Origin of the sequence: Bradyrhizobium sp. AZCC 1578 (assembly GCF_036924675.1) — a bacterium.
GTDB lineage: Bacteria > Pseudomonadota > Alphaproteobacteria > Rhizobiales > Xanthobacteraceae > Bradyrhizobium.
Genome location: NZ_JAZHRZ010000001.1, coordinates 761369 through 776320, shown reverse-complemented (window position 1 = coordinate 776320; position 14952 = coordinate 761369). Strand labels below are relative to the sequence as shown.

Genomic DNA, 14952 nt, shown 5'->3' with positions numbered 1-14952 from the left:
AACCGTCTAAAAACGCCGCCAACGACCTGTTCGAGCCAGGGCCGATTCCGGTTACCGTCGGAATTGGCTCTCAACATCAGTTATCTAGACCATTTTCCTGACGCGAACGTATCTGGCGATTCGCGTGCGGAAAACGTTCTGCCACCGCGCGGGCTGGGGCCCGCGGGAATTGGGAAAGCGATGAGCGTGACATCCGGCACAAAATCTGAAAGCGGCTTGGGTGAAACCATCCGCGTCGTCATCCATGCTCTCCTGATCGCGCTCGTGATCCGCACCTTCCTGTTCCAGCCGTTCAACATCCCCTCGGGATCGATGAAGGCGACGCTTCTGGTCGGCGATTACCTGTTCGTCTCGAAATATTCTTACGGCTACAGCCACTATTCCATTCCATTGTCGCCGCCACTGTTCTCGGGCCGCATCTTCGGGTCGGAGCCGAACCGCGGCGACATCGTCGTGTTCCGCCTGCCGAAGGACGACTCTACCGATTACATCAAGCGCGTGATCGGCTTGCCGGGCGACCGTATCCAGATGCGCGAAGGGCTGCTCCACATCAACGACAAGCCGGTCAAGCGCGAGCGGCTTTCCGACTTCATCGGCGAGGACCCCTGCGGCTCCGACGCCACCGCGCGCGTCAAGCGCTGGAAGGAAACGCTGCCGAACGGCGTCAGCTATGAATCGCTCGATTGCGTCGACAACGGTTTCTACGACAACACCAACGTCTATACCGTGCCCCCCGGCCATTTCTTCATGATGGGCGACAACCGCGACAACTCCACCGATAGCCGCGTGCTGTCGGCGGTGGGCTACGTGCCGTTCGAAAACATCGTCGGCCGGGCGCAGATGATCTTCTTCTCCATTGCCGAGGGCGAACACGCCTGGATGTTCTGGCGCTGGCCGACTGCGGTGCGCTGGAATCGCCTATTCACAATTGTGCGATGAACGACGAAACAGCGATCATTCCTGACACATCGGCCTCCGGCGAGACGGGCCAGCAGGCGGATGCGCCCCGCGAAGCTGCGCCGAAGAAGAAGCGCGGCAAAGCCGGCGCGAAGGCTGCGGCTGCCGCGATCGAGGGGCGCATCGGCTACAAATTTTCCGATCCGGCGTTGCTGACGACCGCCTTTACCCATGTCTCGGCCCTGAAGCCCGCGACCCGACATCGCGCCGACAGTTATCAGCGGCTGGAATTCCTCGGCGACCACGTGCTCGGGCTGATTATCTCCGACATGCTGTATCGCGCCTATCCGAGGGCGGACGAAGGCGAATTGTCCAAACGTCTCGCCGACCTCGTGCGCAAGGAAAGCTGCGCCGACGTCGCCAAGTCGCTGGGGCTGCTCGACGACATCAAGCTCGGCGCGGTGGGGGCAGGGGCGGGCGCGCGCCTGCGCAAATCCGTTCTCGGCGATATCTGCGAGGCGGTGATCGGGGCGATCTATCTCGACGGCGGCTATGCGGCGGCGTCGCAATTCGTCGAACGCAACTGGCTGGAGCGGATGCGCAAACCGCGCCGGCCGCTGCGCGATCCCAAGACGGTGCTGCAGGAATGGGCCCAGAGCAAGGGCTTGCCGACGCCGGTCTATCGCGAGATCGAGCGCACCGGGCCGCACCACGACCCGCAGTTCCGTGTCGCTGTCGACTTGCCGGGACTGGCGCCCGCCGAAGGCGTCGGCGGCTCCAAGCGTGCAGCCGAGAAGGTCGCAGCCTCCGTGATGATCGAACGCGAAGGCGTCGGCAGCAATGACAGTTGAACCCGCACCCGGCGCGTCTGCCGAGACCCGCTGCGGTTTCGTCGCGCTGATCGGCGCCCCCAATGTCGGCAAGTCCACCCTTGTCAATGCGCTGGTCGGCTCCAAGGTCACCATCGTCTCGCGCAAGGTGCAGACGACGCGCGCGCTGATCCGCGGCATCGTGATCGATGACAATGCGCAGATCATTCTGGTCGACACGCCTGGCATCTTCTTGCCGAAGCGGCGGCTCGACCGGGCCATGGTGTCGACCGCCTGGAGCGGGGCCCACGATGCCGACCTGGTCTGCGTGCTGCTCGATGCCAAGGCCGGAATCGATGAGGAGGCCGATGCGATCCTGAGCAAGCTCGCGACGGTTGCGCACCCGAAAATCCTGGTGCTGAACAAGATCGACCTGATCCCGCGCGAGAAGCTACTGGCGCTGGCGCAGGCCGCCAATGAGCGGATGAAGTTCGAGCACACCTTCATGATCTCGGCACTGTCGGGCGACGGTGTCGCCGACCTGCGCAAGACGCTCGCGAAGAGTGTGCCGCCGGGTCCGTTTCATTATCCCGAGGACCAGATGTCGGATGCTCCGCTGCGGCATCTGGCGGCGGAAATCACCCGGGAAAAGATCTACCGCCAGCTCCACCAGGAACTGCCGTACCAATCGACCGTTGAGACCGATAGCTGGACCGAGCGCAAGGACAAGTCGGTCCGGATCGAACAGACGATCTTTGTCGAGCGCGAGAGCCAGCGCAAGATCGTGCTCGGTAAGGGCGGCGCAACCATCAAGTCGATCGGCGCGGAGTCGCGGAAGGAGATCGCCGAAATTGTCGGCGTGCCCGTGCACCTGTTCCTGTTCGTCAAGGTGCGCGAGAACTGGGGCGACGACCCCGACCGCTACAGGGAAATGGGGCTGGAATTCCCCAAGGAATGATCGAGGGATGTCTTTGCGGGCGAAGCATCCAGCCGCAGCAAGAAAGATGGATTGCTTCGTCGGTTTGCTCCCTTGGACAAACGCTTCGCGTTTGTCGCAGGCAATGACGGGCCAAGAACATGACCCACCAATTACCAAGAACGAGCCCGATGACCCTACCGAGAAATGTGCTGTGGTTTGAGGTTTTGCTGTATCTGTCGCTGATGCTGGATGCGGTGTCGGTGGCGTTCCAGGACCGCACGCCGACCCCGAAGATGACGGAGCAGATGATCGGCACCGGAACGCTGATGGCGGCCGGCCTGATTCTGCTGTTGGTCTATCTCGTCCGGCTGGCCGCCGAGCACCGCAAGAACTGGCCACGCTGGGTGCTGGCGGCGGTACTGGTGCTGTCGGTGATTTCGCTCGCGCAAATGATCGGCGAAAAGGGCATTCAGTTCGACAGCGGCATCGAAGTGATCTCCTGCGCACTGACTGCGGCCGGACTGTATTTTTCGTTCACCGGCGATGCGGTGGGGTGGTTCAACGCCTAGCAGGGTCATTCCGGGACGCAGCGAAGATGCGAACCCGGAATCTCGAGATTCCGGGTCTGGTCCTTCGGACCATCCCGGAATGACGAACGGAGAGACCGCTGCGCTCCCCAGCCAAATCCTGTAAACTCCCGCCCATGGAATGGACCGACGAAGGCATCGTGCTGGGCGTACGGCGGCATGGCGAATCCTCCGCTATCGTCGAGTTGCTGACGCGCGGCCATGGCCGGCATCTCGGCCTGGTGCGCGGCGGTGCCTCCTCGCGGATGCGGCCGCTGCTGCAGCCCGGCAACAGCGTCACCGCCGTGTGGCGGGCGCGGCTCGACGAGCATCTCGGTATCTACGCCATCGAGGGCACTCGGCTGCGCGCCGCAACGCTGCTCGCGTCCTCGCATGCGGTCTATGGCGTTACCCATCTGGCCGCGCTGGCGCGGTTATTGCCGGAACGTGACCCGCATGAGGACATTTACGAGATGCTCGACCGCACGCTGGACGACTTCGACGACGCCGGCGGCGCGGCGGCGCACCTGATCCGGTTCGAGCTCGCGATGCTCGCCGAGCTCGGCTTCGGCCTCGATCTGGAAAACTGCGCCGCGACCGGCGCGACCTCCGACCTGATCTACGTCTCGCCGAAATCCGGCGGCGCCGTCTCGCGGGAGGCCGGCGAGCCCTATCGGGATCGCCTGCTGCGGTTGCCGGCCTTCCTGCGCGAAGGCGAGGCCGGGGCGAATAGTTGGTCGGACCAGGACCTGCTGGACGGTTTTCGCCTGACCGGCCTGTTCCTGCTCCGCCATGTGCTGGAGCCGCGCGGGCAGGGCCATTCCGACGCCCGGGATGGGTTCATCAATGCGGTAACGCGGCATCGGGCGCGAATCAGTTCGTCGGCCTGAACCCGCTGCCGTAACCCGTCGTCCCTGCGAACGCAGGGACCCATACGCCGCAGCGGTTGTTTGGTGCCGGGCTGTGAGTCATTTTTCCAACAAACACCTGTGGTTATGGGCCCCTGCGTTCGCAGGGGCGACGTCAGAAAATTGCATTCGGCATACGTCTTGCCGGATTTATCAGCAGAGTCTAACCCCTCCCCATGGGAAAACGACAGCTACCGCCGGAAGAACCGGCTGAAATCCACGAGGTCATGCTGCGCGATGCGCTGGAAGAGCGCTATCTCGCCTACGCGCTCTCGACCATCATGCATCGCGCCTTGCCGGACGCCCGCGACGGGCTGAAGCCGGTGCACCGGCGCATCCTCTACGGCATGCGCCTGCTCAGGCTCGACCCCGGTACGCCCTTCAAGAAATCGGCAAAAATCGTCGGCGACGTGATGGGCTCGTTCCACCCGCATGGCGACCAGGCGATCTACGACGCCATGGTGCGTCTCGCCCAGGATTTCGCCTCGCGCTACCCGCTGGTCGACGGCCAGGGCAATTTCGGCAACATCGACGGCGATAACCCGGCCGCCTACCGCTACACCGAAGCGCGAATGACCGAGGTCGCGCGGCTGCTCTTGGACGGCATCGACGAGGACGGCGTCGAGTTCCGTGCCAATTACGACGGTCAGAGCAAGGAACCGGTCGTTCTGCCCGGTGGCTTCCCGAACCTGCTCGCCAACGGCGCGCAGGGCATTGCGGTCGGCATGGCCACCTCGATCCCGCCGCACAATGTCGCCGAGCTCTGCGACGCGGCGCTGCACCTGATCGACAAGCCTGAGGCGAAGTCGAAGTCGCTGATGAAATGGGTCAAGGGCCCGGACTTCCCGACCGGCGGCATCATCGTCGATTCCAAGGAAAGTATTACCGAAGCCTACATGACGGGGCGCGGCTCGTTCCGCACCCGCGCCAAATGGACCCAGGAAGAGGGCGCGCGCGGCACCTGGGTCGTGGTCATCACCGAGATTCCATGGCTGGTGCAGAAATCCCGGCTGGTCGAGAAGATCGCCGAACTGCTCAACGAGAAGAAGCTGCCGCTGGTCGGCGACGTCAGGGATGAATCGGCCGAGGACGTTCGCCTCGTGATCGAGCCGAAATCCCGCGCGGTTGATCCGGCGCTGATGATGGAATCGCTGTTCCGGCTCACCGAGCTCGAGAGCAAGATTTCGTTGAACCTCAATGTGCTGATCAAGGGCAAGATCCCCAAGGTGGTGGGGCTTGCCGAGTGCCTGCGCGAATGGCTCGACCATCTGCGCGACGTGCTGGTGCGCCGCTCCAACTATCGCAAGACCCAGATCGAGAACCGGCTCGAAATACTCGGCGGCTACCTGATTGCCTATTTGAACATCGACAAGGTGATCAAGATCATCCGCACCGAGGACGAGCCGAAGCCGGCGCTGATCAAGGCGTTCAAGCTGACGGAAGTCCAGGCCGATGCGATCCTCAACATGCGGCTGCGCTCCTTGCGCAAGCTCGAGGAATTCGAAATCCGCACCGAGGACAAGAACCTTCGCAACGAATTGAAGGGCATCAAGTCGCTGCTCGGGTCCGAAGCCGAGCAATGGTCCAAGGTCGGCGAACAGGTTCGGAAGGTGCGCGACATCTTTGGGCCGAAGACGCCGCTAGGCAAGCGCCGCACGCAATTCGCCGACGCGCCCGAGCATGATCTCGCCGCGATCGAGGAAGCCTTTGTCGAGCGCGAGCCGGTGACGGTCGTGATCTCCGAGAGGGGCTGGGTGCGTACACTGAAGGGCCATGTCGAGGATATCTCGGGCCTTGCCTTCAAGACCGACGACAAACTCGACCACACCTTCTTCGCCGAGACCACGTCGAAGCTCCTGCTCTTCGCCACCAACGGCAAATTCTATTCGCTCGATGTGGCAAAACTGCCCGGCGGCCGCGGCCATGGCGAGCCGATCCGCATGTTCATCGACCTCGAGCAGGACGCGGCGATCGTCTCGCTGTTCGTCAACAAGGGCGAGCGCAAGTTCCTGATCGCGAGCAGCGAGGGGCAGGGCTTCGTGGTCAAGGAAGAGGATTGCGTCAGCAATACCCGCAAGGGCAAGCAGGTGCTCAACGTCACCATGCCGAACGAGGCCTGCGCGATCGCGACCGTGCAAGGCGATACCGTGGCCGCGATCGGCACCAACCACAAGATGGTGCTGTTCCCGCTCGACCAGGTGCCGGAGATGGCGCGCGGCCGCGGCGTGCGCCTGCAGAAGTATTCCAGCGCCAAGCTGTCCGACGTCGCGGTGTTCGAGTTCAAGGCCGGACTGACCTGGAAGGATTCGGCCGGCCGCGAGCAGAGCATGAGCGCCAAGGAATTGTCCGACTGGCGCGGCAACCGCGCCGACGCCGGCCGCCTCGCGCACGGCCTGCCGAAGTCGAACAAGTTTTTGCGCGGCGTGGAGTAAATGTAGGGTGGGCAAGGGCGCGAGAGCGCCGTGCCCATCATCTATCGGCATGTTCGCCGCGAATGGTGGGCACGCTTCGCTTTGCCCACCCTACGATCCCGTCTGTAATAGTATTCCCAATTCCGCGCGCTATATAAATCGCCATCGAAATTCATCGAGGCGGAATGGCGCACGATCACCACCATCACACTCACTCCCACGCGCATGATCATTCCCACGGTCACGCCGGCCACAGCCATGCGCCCGACAATTTCGGCTGGGCGTTCGCCATCGGCGCTACGCTCAATACTGCCTTCGTTATCGCCGAGCTGATCTTCGGCTACGCCGCCAATTCGCTGGCGCTGATCTCTGACGCTGTTCACAATTTGTCCGACGTGATCGCGCTGCTGCTGGCATGGGCCGCCGCGTGGCTGGCGCAGAAGCAGCCGACCCAGCGGCATACTTACGGCTATCGCCGCGCCTCGATCCTGGCAGCGCTGTTCAATGCCGGCCTGCTGCTGGTCGCTGTCGGCGGCATCGTCGTCGAGGCGGTCAACCGGCTGTTTGCGCCGGCCCCGGTTGCAGGCTGGACCGTCGTTCTGGTCGCCGCGCTCGGCGTCGCCATCAACGGTGGCACCGCGCTTCTATTCATGCGCGGCCGCCACGGCGATCTCAACATTCGCGGCGCTTATCTGCACATGGCGGCCGATGCCGGCGTCTCACTCGGCGTGGTGGTTGCCGCCGGCATCATCATGCTGACCGGTTGGCTGTGGCTTGATCCCGCGATCAGCCTTGTGATTGCGGCTGTGGTGTTCTGGAGCGGATGGGGTCTGGCTCGCGACAGCGTCAATCTCGCGCTCGACGGCGTGCCGCGCGGCATCGAACTCTCCGATGTGAAGGATTACCTCGGCAGGCTGGAAGGCGTCTCCGAGGTGCATGACCTCCACGTCTGGGCCATGAGCACCAATGAGACCGCGTTGACCGCGCATCTGGTGCGGCCCGCCGGCACCGACGACGCCTTCCTTCATCGCGTGTGCGAGGAGCTTTCGCAGCGGTTCAACATCCACCATTCCACGCTGCAGATCGAGGCGGGCGGCGAGACGTGCAGGCTGGCGCCGGCGGAGCGGGTGTAGCAAGGAGCGTAGGGTAGGTTGCCGTCAACTCTACATGTTCACGTTGCGGGAAGCCTCATTTTTGCTCTTTGATCTGGCCGCTGCTGTCGACGACGAGCCGCACTTCCTTACCGTTCTTCATCGCCTTCGCGGTCGTACCTTCGGCCGTCGACTTGATGTCGCTGACCTGCGAGTAGCCAGCCGCCTGAATCTTGGCGATGAGCTCCTCCTGTGTCAGGGCATAAACGGGTGATAATCCTGCCGCGATCGCCAGCCAGATGGTTGCCCGAAAGATCGTCCGTGTGCGCATGTTCGTTCTCCTGGTTATATCCTGCCCCAGGTGAAGTTCGGTTAGTCCGTAGTGTTCCCCCTAGATGACGCCCACCAACCGCAGCAGGATGCCCGTGATGCATGAAGCAGCAAGAACGATGAGCATTCCGACGTTAAGACGGAAGATCGCCGTGGCCGCGGCCGCCGCAAGCACGAAGGCAGCAATATCCAGGCTTCCCCACACCGGCATGTCGAACGACAGGGCGAACGAGCGGACCGGCGTGGTCTGCCGAAACAGTGTGTGCAATCCGAACCAAATCGAGAGATTGAGGATCACACCGACGACGGCGGCGGTGATGGCAGAGAGCGCGCCCGCGAGCCCCTTGTTGCCGCGCAGCGTCTCGATGTAGGGCGCGCCGAGAAAGATCCAGAGGAAGCAGGGGATGAAGGTGACCCAGGTCGCCAACAATCCGCCCAGCGTGGCGGCCCACATTGGCGACAACGTGCCGGGGTCGCGATAGGCGGCCATGAAGCCGACGAACTGCAGCACCATGATCAAGGGCCCCGGCGTGGTCTCGGCCATGCCGAGGCCATCCAGCATCTCGCGTGGCTGTAGCCAGTGATAATGCTCGACCGCCTGCTGGGCGACATAGGCCAGCACCGCATAGGCGCCGCCGAACGTCACCATCGCCATCTTGGAAAAGAACAGCGCGATCTGGCTGAATACGTTGGCCTGGCCAAGCCCGATCAGCAGGGCCGCGACCGGCACCACCCATAGCAACAACCATATCGAGCTTACGCGCAACGCGCTTCCCACGCTGGGGCGGACATGGTCGGGCAGTTCCTCGCCGAGCAGGCTGTCGACCGCTGCCGACTTGTTGCCGCCGCCACCGTGTTCGATCGCGGCGAATTCCGGCCGGCCGCTGCGCGCGCCGAAATAGCCGATCACGCCGGCCGCGATAATGATGATCGGGAAGGGCACGTCGAAAAAGAAAATCGCAACAAAGGCAATGGCGGCAAGCGCGATCATCACGCGGTTGCGCAGCGCGCGCTTGCCGACCCGGACGACCGCGTGGACCACGATCGCGAGCACCGCAGCCTTCAGCCCGAAGAACACCGCCTCGACGAAGCCAACGTTGCCGTAGGCTGCGTAGATATAGCTCAACGCCATGATGGCGATGATGCCGGGCAGGATGAACAGCCCGCCCGCCATGATGCCGCCGGCCGTTCGGTGCAGCAGCCAGCCGATATAAGTCGCAAGCTGCTGCGCTTCCGGGCCCGGCAACAGCATGCAGTAGTTCAGCGCATGCAAAAACCGGCCTTCGGAGATCCAGTTCTTTTCCTCGACCAGGATGCGGTGCATCACCGCGATCTGCCCGGCTGGGCCGCCAAAACTCAATATGGCGACCCGCAGCCAGACCCTGAAAGCCTCGCCGAAACTGATGCCGTGACCAGTTTCCCTGACGGCATCCGTTTCGGCCACCTTGTTCATCGTCGCGTCCATTACGATTTCGCCTTGTTGGTTGGCCAGTTGTGGGTCTCGGCAGTCGCGTCCCGGCACCATCGGTAGAACGCGTCGTACAGCGTCATGCCGGCTTCCAGCTGCTCGAGATCATCATCGAACATGCGCGACAGCCCGAGCGAAGCCGCGAGCAGGCCGGGCGCTTCGGGCGACAGGTCGAGCCGTCCGGTGTCGGCACCACGCACCATTGCCGCCAGCCGCAGCAAGGGCGGCGTCGCGAGACCGAATTCCTCGATCATGACATCGAACGTGCAGAGCTCGCCGCGATGACTCCAGAATACGTTCTCGACGTCGAAGGGGGCGGCGTTGAAGCGCTCGCCGACTGCAAGCACCTCCGGCGGCGTGACGAAAAGAAATACCGCGTTGGGATCGACAAACCTGCGGATCAGCCACGGGCAGGCGATGCGGTCGATCTTCGGCCGCGCGCGGGTGACCCAGACGGTGCGGCCCTGCGCGTCGCGTGCCGGAAGTTTTGCCGCCGGCACCAGCGGCAGTTTTGCGGCCTTCCAGCCTTCGAATCCGCCTTCCAGCGCTTCGGCCGAGACGTGGAGATGGCGCAGCCAGGCTGCGGTGCCTTGCGCCAGTTTCTGGCCGCGCAGGCAGACGACAATCGCCGAGCGGCCGGAAAACTCCTCGCCCCAATCGGCGGCTTCCTCGTGGTTGCGCCTAACGGCGCCGGGAATCAGCCGCTGATCGGCGGCGAAATCCTCATCGGTACGAACGTCGATCAGCGCAGGCGTGTTCGCCGTGCCGATCAATTTTGAAAGCTTGTCGGGAGATATCGTGGTGTAGGATGACATGGCTGCGCCCTCGTCAAAAGAAACGGGACGCGATACTTGGGCATGTCGCCTCGTGGGGAGATCGCAACATCCCCATGGCCCGAATTAACTGCCTGCCGCTTCCGCTGTCAACCATTGTCAGGCGTAGAGCGAAGCGAAACCCATCATCGCCTGATTGTGGGACTCATTGATGGGTATCGCTTCGCTCCACCCATCCTGCAGACTCGACGCTTGCGCCACGGCGTGGTCAAGCCTAGATTGTCCTCATCGGGGACACAGCAGGCTCCCCGTCAGACGGTCCATCGTCCAAGCTCTGCGCACACCCGACGTGTCGGGAGGAGCGCACATGGATGGTTCCGGGCCGATATTTTTTTGTTCCATCAGGTCAACATTGCGCGTCGCGCTCACCGCGGCCGCGCTGGCACGCGCTGCACTCCCGCCCTCCACGGCAGGAGAAGCCGTCGTGATTGCCATCGACCGCATGACTATAGGTTCCCCGCCGGCCGGATTTTCGTTTGCGCGAACCGGCCAGGGCGCGCAGGGCGAATGGAGCGTCGTCGCCGATCCGACCGCCAAAGCAGGCCGCGCTATCGAGCAACAGAGCGCCGACCGCACCGACTATCGCTTTCCGCTCGCCATTCACGAAAACTTTTCAGCCAAGGACCTCATCATGCAGGTCCGCTTTAAACCCGTTGCAGGCAGGATCGATCAGGCTGGCGGCGTTGTCGTGCGGCTTGTGGACCCCGACAATTACTACGTCGCCCGCGCCAACGCGCTCGAGAATAACGTCCGCTTCTATCGGGTCGTCGCCGGCCGGCGGCAGCAGCTCGGCACATCAAACAATCGCGTGACATCGAATGAATGGCACGTGCTTACCCTGCGCGCGGAGGGCAACCGGTTCACAGTGAGCTATGACGGAGCGGTACTGTTCGAGGTGAAAGACAGTACGTTTAAGGATGCAGGCGGTGTTGCGCTGTGGACCAAGGCCGACAGCGTGACGCGCTTCGATCAGGTAACGATCACCGCTTTGCCGTGAGGACGCTGGAATGACTGATATCGCGACCGACCCGAAGGCGTCGACCGGGGCCGCCCTGATCAAGCTGCTCTATGTCGCACGCGGCCTGCGCGGTTTCGGCGACGGCTTTGCCATCATCATTTTGCTGGCCTACATGACCGCGCTGGGCTACGATGCTATCGCAGTCGGTATTATCGCGACGGCGTCGCTTCTGGGCACGGCACTGCTGACACTGATCACGGGCTGGATCGCGCCGCGCCATGACCTCCGGCCGCTGCTCATCGCGGGCGCCAGCCTGATGGCCGGCCACAGGCGTCGTCTTTCCCGCCGTCGAGCATTTTGTGCTGATCGCGCTGGTCGCATTCATCGGCACGATCAACGCTTCCGGCGGCGATCTCGGTGTGCTGGTGCCGCTTGAGCATGCGGTGCTGGCTCACAGCGTCATCGATGAGCGCCGGACCCAGGTGTTCGCGCGCTACAGCCTGATCGGCGCGCTCTGTACCGCTGCGGGTTCGCTTGCGGCCTCGCTGCCCGATTTCCTTGTCGCCGGCGGCAGCACGCAACTCGCTGCGTTCCGCCTGATGTTCTATGCCTACGCCGCGCTCGGCGTCACCTGCGCGGTGCTTTATCGCTACGTGCCGCATCAGCGCGGCGAAGAGCGGGCGCCACAGGCGCCACTCGGGCCTTCGCGCGGCACCGTCTACAAGCTCGCGGCGCTGTTCAGCATCGATTCCTTTGCCGGCGGCTTTGTCGCGCAGTCGCTGCTGGTGCTGTGGCTGTTCGAGCGTTTCGACCTGTCATTGTCCGCGGCCGGATTGTTTTTCTTCTGGTCGAGCACGCTGAGCGCGTTCTCCTATCCGGTCGCGGCATGGATCGCGAAGCGCATCGGCCTGGTCAACACCATGGTGTTCACGCATATCCCATCCAGCATCTTCCTGATCCTGGCGGCATTTGCGCCGAACCTTTACGTCGCGCTCGGCCTGCTGCTGTTGCGCTCGGCGCTGTCGCAGATGGACGTGCCGACCCGCACCTCCTACGTCATGGCCGTGGTGACGCCGGCCGAACGGCCCGCGGCCGCCAGCGTCACCGCCGTGCCGCGCAGCCTCGCATCTGCCGTCAGCCCGGCGATCTCAGGCGCGCTCTTGATGACGTCGTTTACGGGGTTGCCGCTGGTGGTTTGCGGCACGCTCAAGATCGCCTACGACCTCGCTTTGCTGTTCTCGTTCCGCCATATCAAGCCACCGGAGGAGCAGGGACGTTAGCTAGCACGTTCTCTCGCGATTGGAGACCGGCGCGTCAACGCGGTTCGCGGGACTACCAGGGCGATCGCCGTCCGTCGGGGAGGGGGTCCATCACGCGCCGCTCGTCTCGCACATGCGACCATTGCGCCAACTTGATCTCCGGCGTGTGGGGGGTGTTGCTCCCTTCCGAGTCAAAGGCGAGTTGCTGGCTTGCCTGCACCTGGTATTTGGCGGCTTGCGCCAACCAATACCATTTCTTGTCGGGTTCGCTCAGCGCGCGTTGACGGCACTCGGCTTCCAATTCACGTAAGCGGATCGCTTCCTTCATAGCCACTTCCAGAGCCTGCAGGCTCCAACTTGCCGGAGCCTCGAAACCACCGGAAACCGGGGTTCCGGTTAGCTTCTCATGACAAAAACTTCTTGACGGTAAGCTATGCCGGTTCGACGCAATTAATTGAAATTTAGGAACGGATTGAAGCGATAATTCGCGGATCTGGTCGGGGTGCACCTCTAATCCGTGGCCAGATTGGTCGCGAATGCCGCCTGCCGGCGCCGACCGCGGCGCCGCCCTTATTCGCGTCCCGCCGCATCAAGCCGCCGAACAAGACTTTGACGTCTGCGCGATCAGTGCTGCGCGACGGCTGTCTTGTCGAGCGCGGCGCGGACGTTGCGTGCCAGCTTCAGGGCGTCGTCGTTGGCCCAGAAATGAATGAAGAACATCCGCGGCTCTTCTGCGAGCATGTGGCTATGGATCGCGGTGACCTCGATATCGCCGGCGACGCAGCGCCCGGATCAGCGGATTGACCTCGTTGCCGGTTACGAGGAAGTCGCCTGTTATGGCGGCCTTGCCGCCACCGGTCGGCTGAAAGTTGATGGCGTTGGCGCCGCCGAGCGGCGTGTTGACCTGCATTCCGCCTTCCTTGGCCGGATCACGCCTCGGAATGCCGTACTGGTAGACACCGCCAGTCGCCGTGCCCTTGGCGCCCATCGCCTCGTCGAGCTTTGCCGTGTCGAGATCAACCGCAGGCGCAGCGGTGGAGGTGGTGGCCGGTGGATCGAACGGCGTCTTGCTTGCCGATGAAAGCGCTGCACGGATCGCGGTTGCCATTTTCTCGGGATCGCCGTGCCCGGCCACATGCATGTAGAAGGTCGCGGGAGAGGCGCGGAGAACGTGATTGTGGATGGCAGTGATATCCAATCCGCTGTCCAGCAGCCTCGTCATGACCGGGGTAATCTCGGTCTCGAGCAACACCAGATCGCCCATCAGCATGGCCTCTCCGTGCATGGGAGCGAAGGCGACCCAACCTCCGAGCGCCAATGCTGGCTTGATCGCGACGCCGTCCAGCGTGACGTGCAGATCTGATCGCGGCAGCGCGTAACGATGCACTTCACCGCTCACTGTGGCAGTCTTGCCGAGGGCGGCATCCACCTTCTTCCAGTCGATAGCATCGGCGCGGGCAGCATGCGACAGCAGCAGTGCGGCGCCGAGCGCGAGTAATGTGAGCCTGTGTTTCATGGCGTTCTCCTTCTTGCGCGAGCCCCAAACATCGACCGGATAGCGCGCGGCATCCCGCAAGGCGTGATGCAGCGCGGCCGAGTGCCGGGGTATGGATGAGAGAATATTTTGGGCATGCGTATGCGCCTCCGGAAAACCGGGACGCGATACTTGGGCATGTCGCCTCGTGGGGGGATCGCAAAGCCCCCATGGCCGCATTCAGCCACACTGACGCGGAGTGTCAACGCGGTCGCGCGCTGACATCGGCAGACTCACGCTCAATTGACCGGACGCGATCGAGCCGTTTTTCGCTTCCGCTGCTATCAGATGATCAGCACCGCACCCGAGACCAGCAGCAATACCAGCACCACCTTCCGGAACGCCGCCTCATCCAGCCGGCCGTACAGCTTGAGCCCGGCCCAGGTGCCGGCGAACAAGGCTGGCAGTCCGATCAGGAACAACTTGATCGTGTCCTGCGTGATCGCGCCTTTGGCGCCGACGCCCGCGCGCACATGGGCAGGGTTCGCCCAGGTCAGGACGCCGACGCCTACCGGAACGCCGAGTGCGGCGCCGGCCACGAACGGCCAGAGCCTTCGCCAATCAAGCGCGCCGCGCAGCTTCCAGACCGAATAGCCCTGCACGAGCAGCCCGAACGCAATGATCAGCGTCGCCGTTTGCAGCGGCGTGAGGATGTAGAGCCAGATCGCCGAGACGACGAGGCCGAAGGCGAAGCCGGAGAGACCGGAGACAACCGCGCCGGCGAAGGTCGCAAGAAGAAACAGCGGCAGTTCGAGTGTCGCTCCATCCATGTGCCCGCTCCACGCAAAAGCGAGCAGCGCTTGAATGGAATCGCCATTTGACGGGGAGGCTGCGATTTCCCCCGCAAGCAGGCTAAGCCCGTCATGGCCTCGCGCGCAAGACGAGAGATCGGTATTTGCTGCTGACATTTGCCGCCATTTGCGTGCAGATCGCGCGGCACAAGACAGAAAGATTGATCCGAGCGCCGTC

13 protein-coding genes and 2 pseudogenes are annotated in these 14952 nt (G+C 63.3%); 9 read left to right on the top strand and 6 right to left on the bottom strand.

Features of this window, described 5'->3' with window-relative positions:
* The first annotated feature begins 180 nt into the window (after positions 1-180).
* The 7 genes from lepB (at position 181) to V1290_RS03940 (ending at position 7643) form a co-directional block, all read left to right on the top strand.
* Positions 181-939 carry a signal peptidase I gene (gene lepB / locus V1290_RS03970; protein WP_057845708.1) on the top strand — a complete coding sequence of 253 codons (759 nt, stop codon included), beginning with the start codon at positions 181-183 and terminating at the stop codon, positions 937-939.
* Positions 936-1748, top strand: coding sequence for a ribonuclease III (gene rnc / locus V1290_RS03965; protein WP_334363117.1), 813 nt, complete (start codon positions 936-938; stop codon positions 1746-1748). The genes lepB and rnc overlap by 4 nt, the downstream gene beginning before the upstream one ends.
* On the top strand, positions 1738-2664 hold the full coding sequence (gene era, locus V1290_RS03960; protein ID WP_334363116.1) for a GTPase Era: 927 nt from the start codon (positions 1738-1740) through the stop codon (positions 2662-2664). Before rnc ends, era begins: the two co-directional genes overlap by 11 nt.
* A gap of 149 nt (positions 2665-2813) precedes the next feature.
* The gene (locus V1290_RS03955; protein WP_334363115.1) at positions 2814-3194 is read left to right on the top strand and encodes a hypothetical protein; all 381 of its coding nucleotides are present in this window, start codon (positions 2814-2816) and stop codon (positions 3192-3194) included.
* A 134-nt stretch (positions 3195-3328) separates the two neighbouring features.
* Entirely contained in the window at positions 3329-4081 is a 753-nt protein-coding gene (gene recO / locus V1290_RS03950; RefSeq protein WP_334363113.1) for a DNA repair protein RecO, read from the top strand.
* 194 nt (positions 4082-4275) lie between these two features.
* Positions 4276-6531 (top strand): DNA topoisomerase IV subunit A, encoded by a 2256-nt coding sequence (parC, locus tag V1290_RS03945; RefSeq protein WP_334363112.1) that lies wholly within the window; start codon positions 4276-4278, stop codon positions 6529-6531.
* Positions 6532-6695: 164 nt separating this feature from the next.
* Positions 6696-7643 carry a cation diffusion facilitator family transporter gene (locus tag V1290_RS03940; RefSeq protein WP_334363111.1) on the top strand — a complete coding sequence of 316 codons (948 nt, stop codon included), beginning with the start codon at positions 6696-6698 and terminating at the stop codon, positions 7641-7643.
* A 55-nt stretch (positions 7644-7698) separates the two neighbouring features.
* Here V1290_RS03940 and V1290_RS03935 read toward each other — a convergent pair whose 3' ends face one another.
* Genes V1290_RS03935 through V1290_RS03925 form a run of 3 tightly spaced genes read right to left on the bottom strand, consistent with a single transcriptional unit; the run spans position 7699 to position 10214 of the window.
* The gene (locus V1290_RS03935; protein WP_334363110.1) at positions 7699-7932 is read right to left on the bottom strand and encodes a hypothetical protein; all 234 of its coding nucleotides are present in this window, start codon (positions 7930-7932) and stop codon (positions 7699-7701) included.
* Positions 7933-7992: 60 nt separating this feature from the next.
* A complete protein-coding gene (gene chrA / locus V1290_RS03930; protein WP_442894963.1) occupies positions 7993-9384 on the bottom strand; it encodes a chromate efflux transporter in 1392 nt (463 codons plus the stop codon).
* 11 nt (positions 9385-9395) lie between these two features.
* Positions 9396-10214 carry a chromate resistance protein ChrB domain-containing protein gene (locus V1290_RS03925; RefSeq protein WP_334363108.1) on the bottom strand — a complete coding sequence of 273 codons (819 nt, stop codon included), beginning with the start codon at positions 10212-10214 and terminating at the stop codon, positions 9396-9398.
* 442 nt (positions 10215-10656) lie between these two features.
* Here V1290_RS03925 and V1290_RS03920 point away from each other — a divergent pair, with 442 nt between their 5' ends.
* Both V1290_RS03920 and V1290_RS03915 read left to right on the top strand, forming a co-directional pair.
* The gene (locus tag V1290_RS03920; RefSeq protein WP_334363107.1) at positions 10657-11229 is read left to right on the top strand and encodes a hypothetical protein; all 573 of its coding nucleotides are present in this window, start codon (positions 10657-10659) and stop codon (positions 11227-11229) included.
* 10 nt (positions 11230-11239) lie between these two features.
* Positions 11240-12470: pseudogene (locus V1290_RS03915) on the top strand (MFS transporter).
* Positions 12471-12522: 52 nt separating this feature from the next.
* Here V1290_RS03915 and V1290_RS03910 read toward each other — a convergent pair.
* The 3 genes and pseudogenes from V1290_RS03910 to V1290_RS03900 form a co-directional block, all read right to left on the bottom strand.
* A complete protein-coding gene (locus tag V1290_RS03910; protein WP_334363106.1) occupies positions 12523-12777 on the bottom strand; it encodes a hypothetical protein in 255 nt (84 codons plus the stop codon).
* A 296-nt stretch (positions 12778-13073) separates the two neighbouring features.
* Positions 13074-13965, bottom strand: a pseudogene (locus V1290_RS03905) (DUF1259 domain-containing protein).
* A gap of 302 nt (positions 13966-14267) precedes the next feature.
* Positions 14268-14753, bottom strand: a complete 486-nt coding sequence (locus V1290_RS03900) for a sulfite exporter TauE/SafE family protein (protein ID WP_334363104.1) — start codon at positions 14751-14753, stop codon at positions 14268-14270.
* Positions 14754-14952 lie beyond the last annotated feature (199 nt).

Excerpts from the sequence above, each read along its gene's own strand:
- V1290_RS03935 (WP_334363110.1), bottom strand. The coding sequence starts at position 7,932 with ATGCGCACACGGACGATCTTTCGGGCAACCATCTGGCTGGCGATCGCG.
- lepB (WP_057845708.1), top strand. The coding sequence starts at position 181 with ATGAGCGTGACATCCGGCACAAAATCTGAAAGCGGCTTGGGTGAAACC.
- V1290_RS03900 (WP_334363104.1), bottom strand. The coding sequence starts at position 14,753 with ATGGATGGAGCGACACTCGAACTGCCGCTGTTTCTTCTTGCGACCTTC.
- V1290_RS03955 (WP_334363115.1), top strand. The coding sequence starts at position 2,814 with ATGACCCTACCGAGAAATGTGCTGTGGTTTGAGGTTTTGCTGTATCTG.
- rnc (WP_334363117.1), top strand. The coding sequence starts at position 936 with ATGAACGACGAAACAGCGATCATTCCTGACACATCGGCCTCCGGCGAG.
- V1290_RS03940 (WP_334363111.1), top strand. The coding sequence starts at position 6,696 with ATGGCGCACGATCACCACCATCACACTCACTCCCACGCGCATGATCAT.
- V1290_RS03910 (WP_334363106.1), bottom strand. The coding sequence starts at position 12,777 with ATGAAGGAAGCGATCCGCTTACGTGAATTGGAAGCCGAGTGCCGTCAA.
- recO (WP_334363113.1), top strand. The coding sequence starts at position 3,329 with ATGGAATGGACCGACGAAGGCATCGTGCTGGGCGTACGGCGGCATGGC.
- chrA (WP_442894963.1), bottom strand. The coding sequence starts at position 9,384 with ATGAACAAGGTGGCCGAAACGGATGCCGTCAGGGAAACTGGTCACGGC.
- parC (WP_334363112.1), top strand. The coding sequence starts at position 4,276 with ATGGGAAAACGACAGCTACCGCCGGAAGAACCGGCTGAAATCCACGAG.
- V1290_RS03925 (WP_334363108.1), bottom strand. The coding sequence starts at position 10,214 with ATGTCATCCTACACCACGATATCTCCCGACAAGCTTTCAAAATTGATC.
- era (WP_334363116.1), top strand. The coding sequence starts at position 1,738 with ATGACAGTTGAACCCGCACCCGGCGCGTCTGCCGAGACCCGCTGCGGT.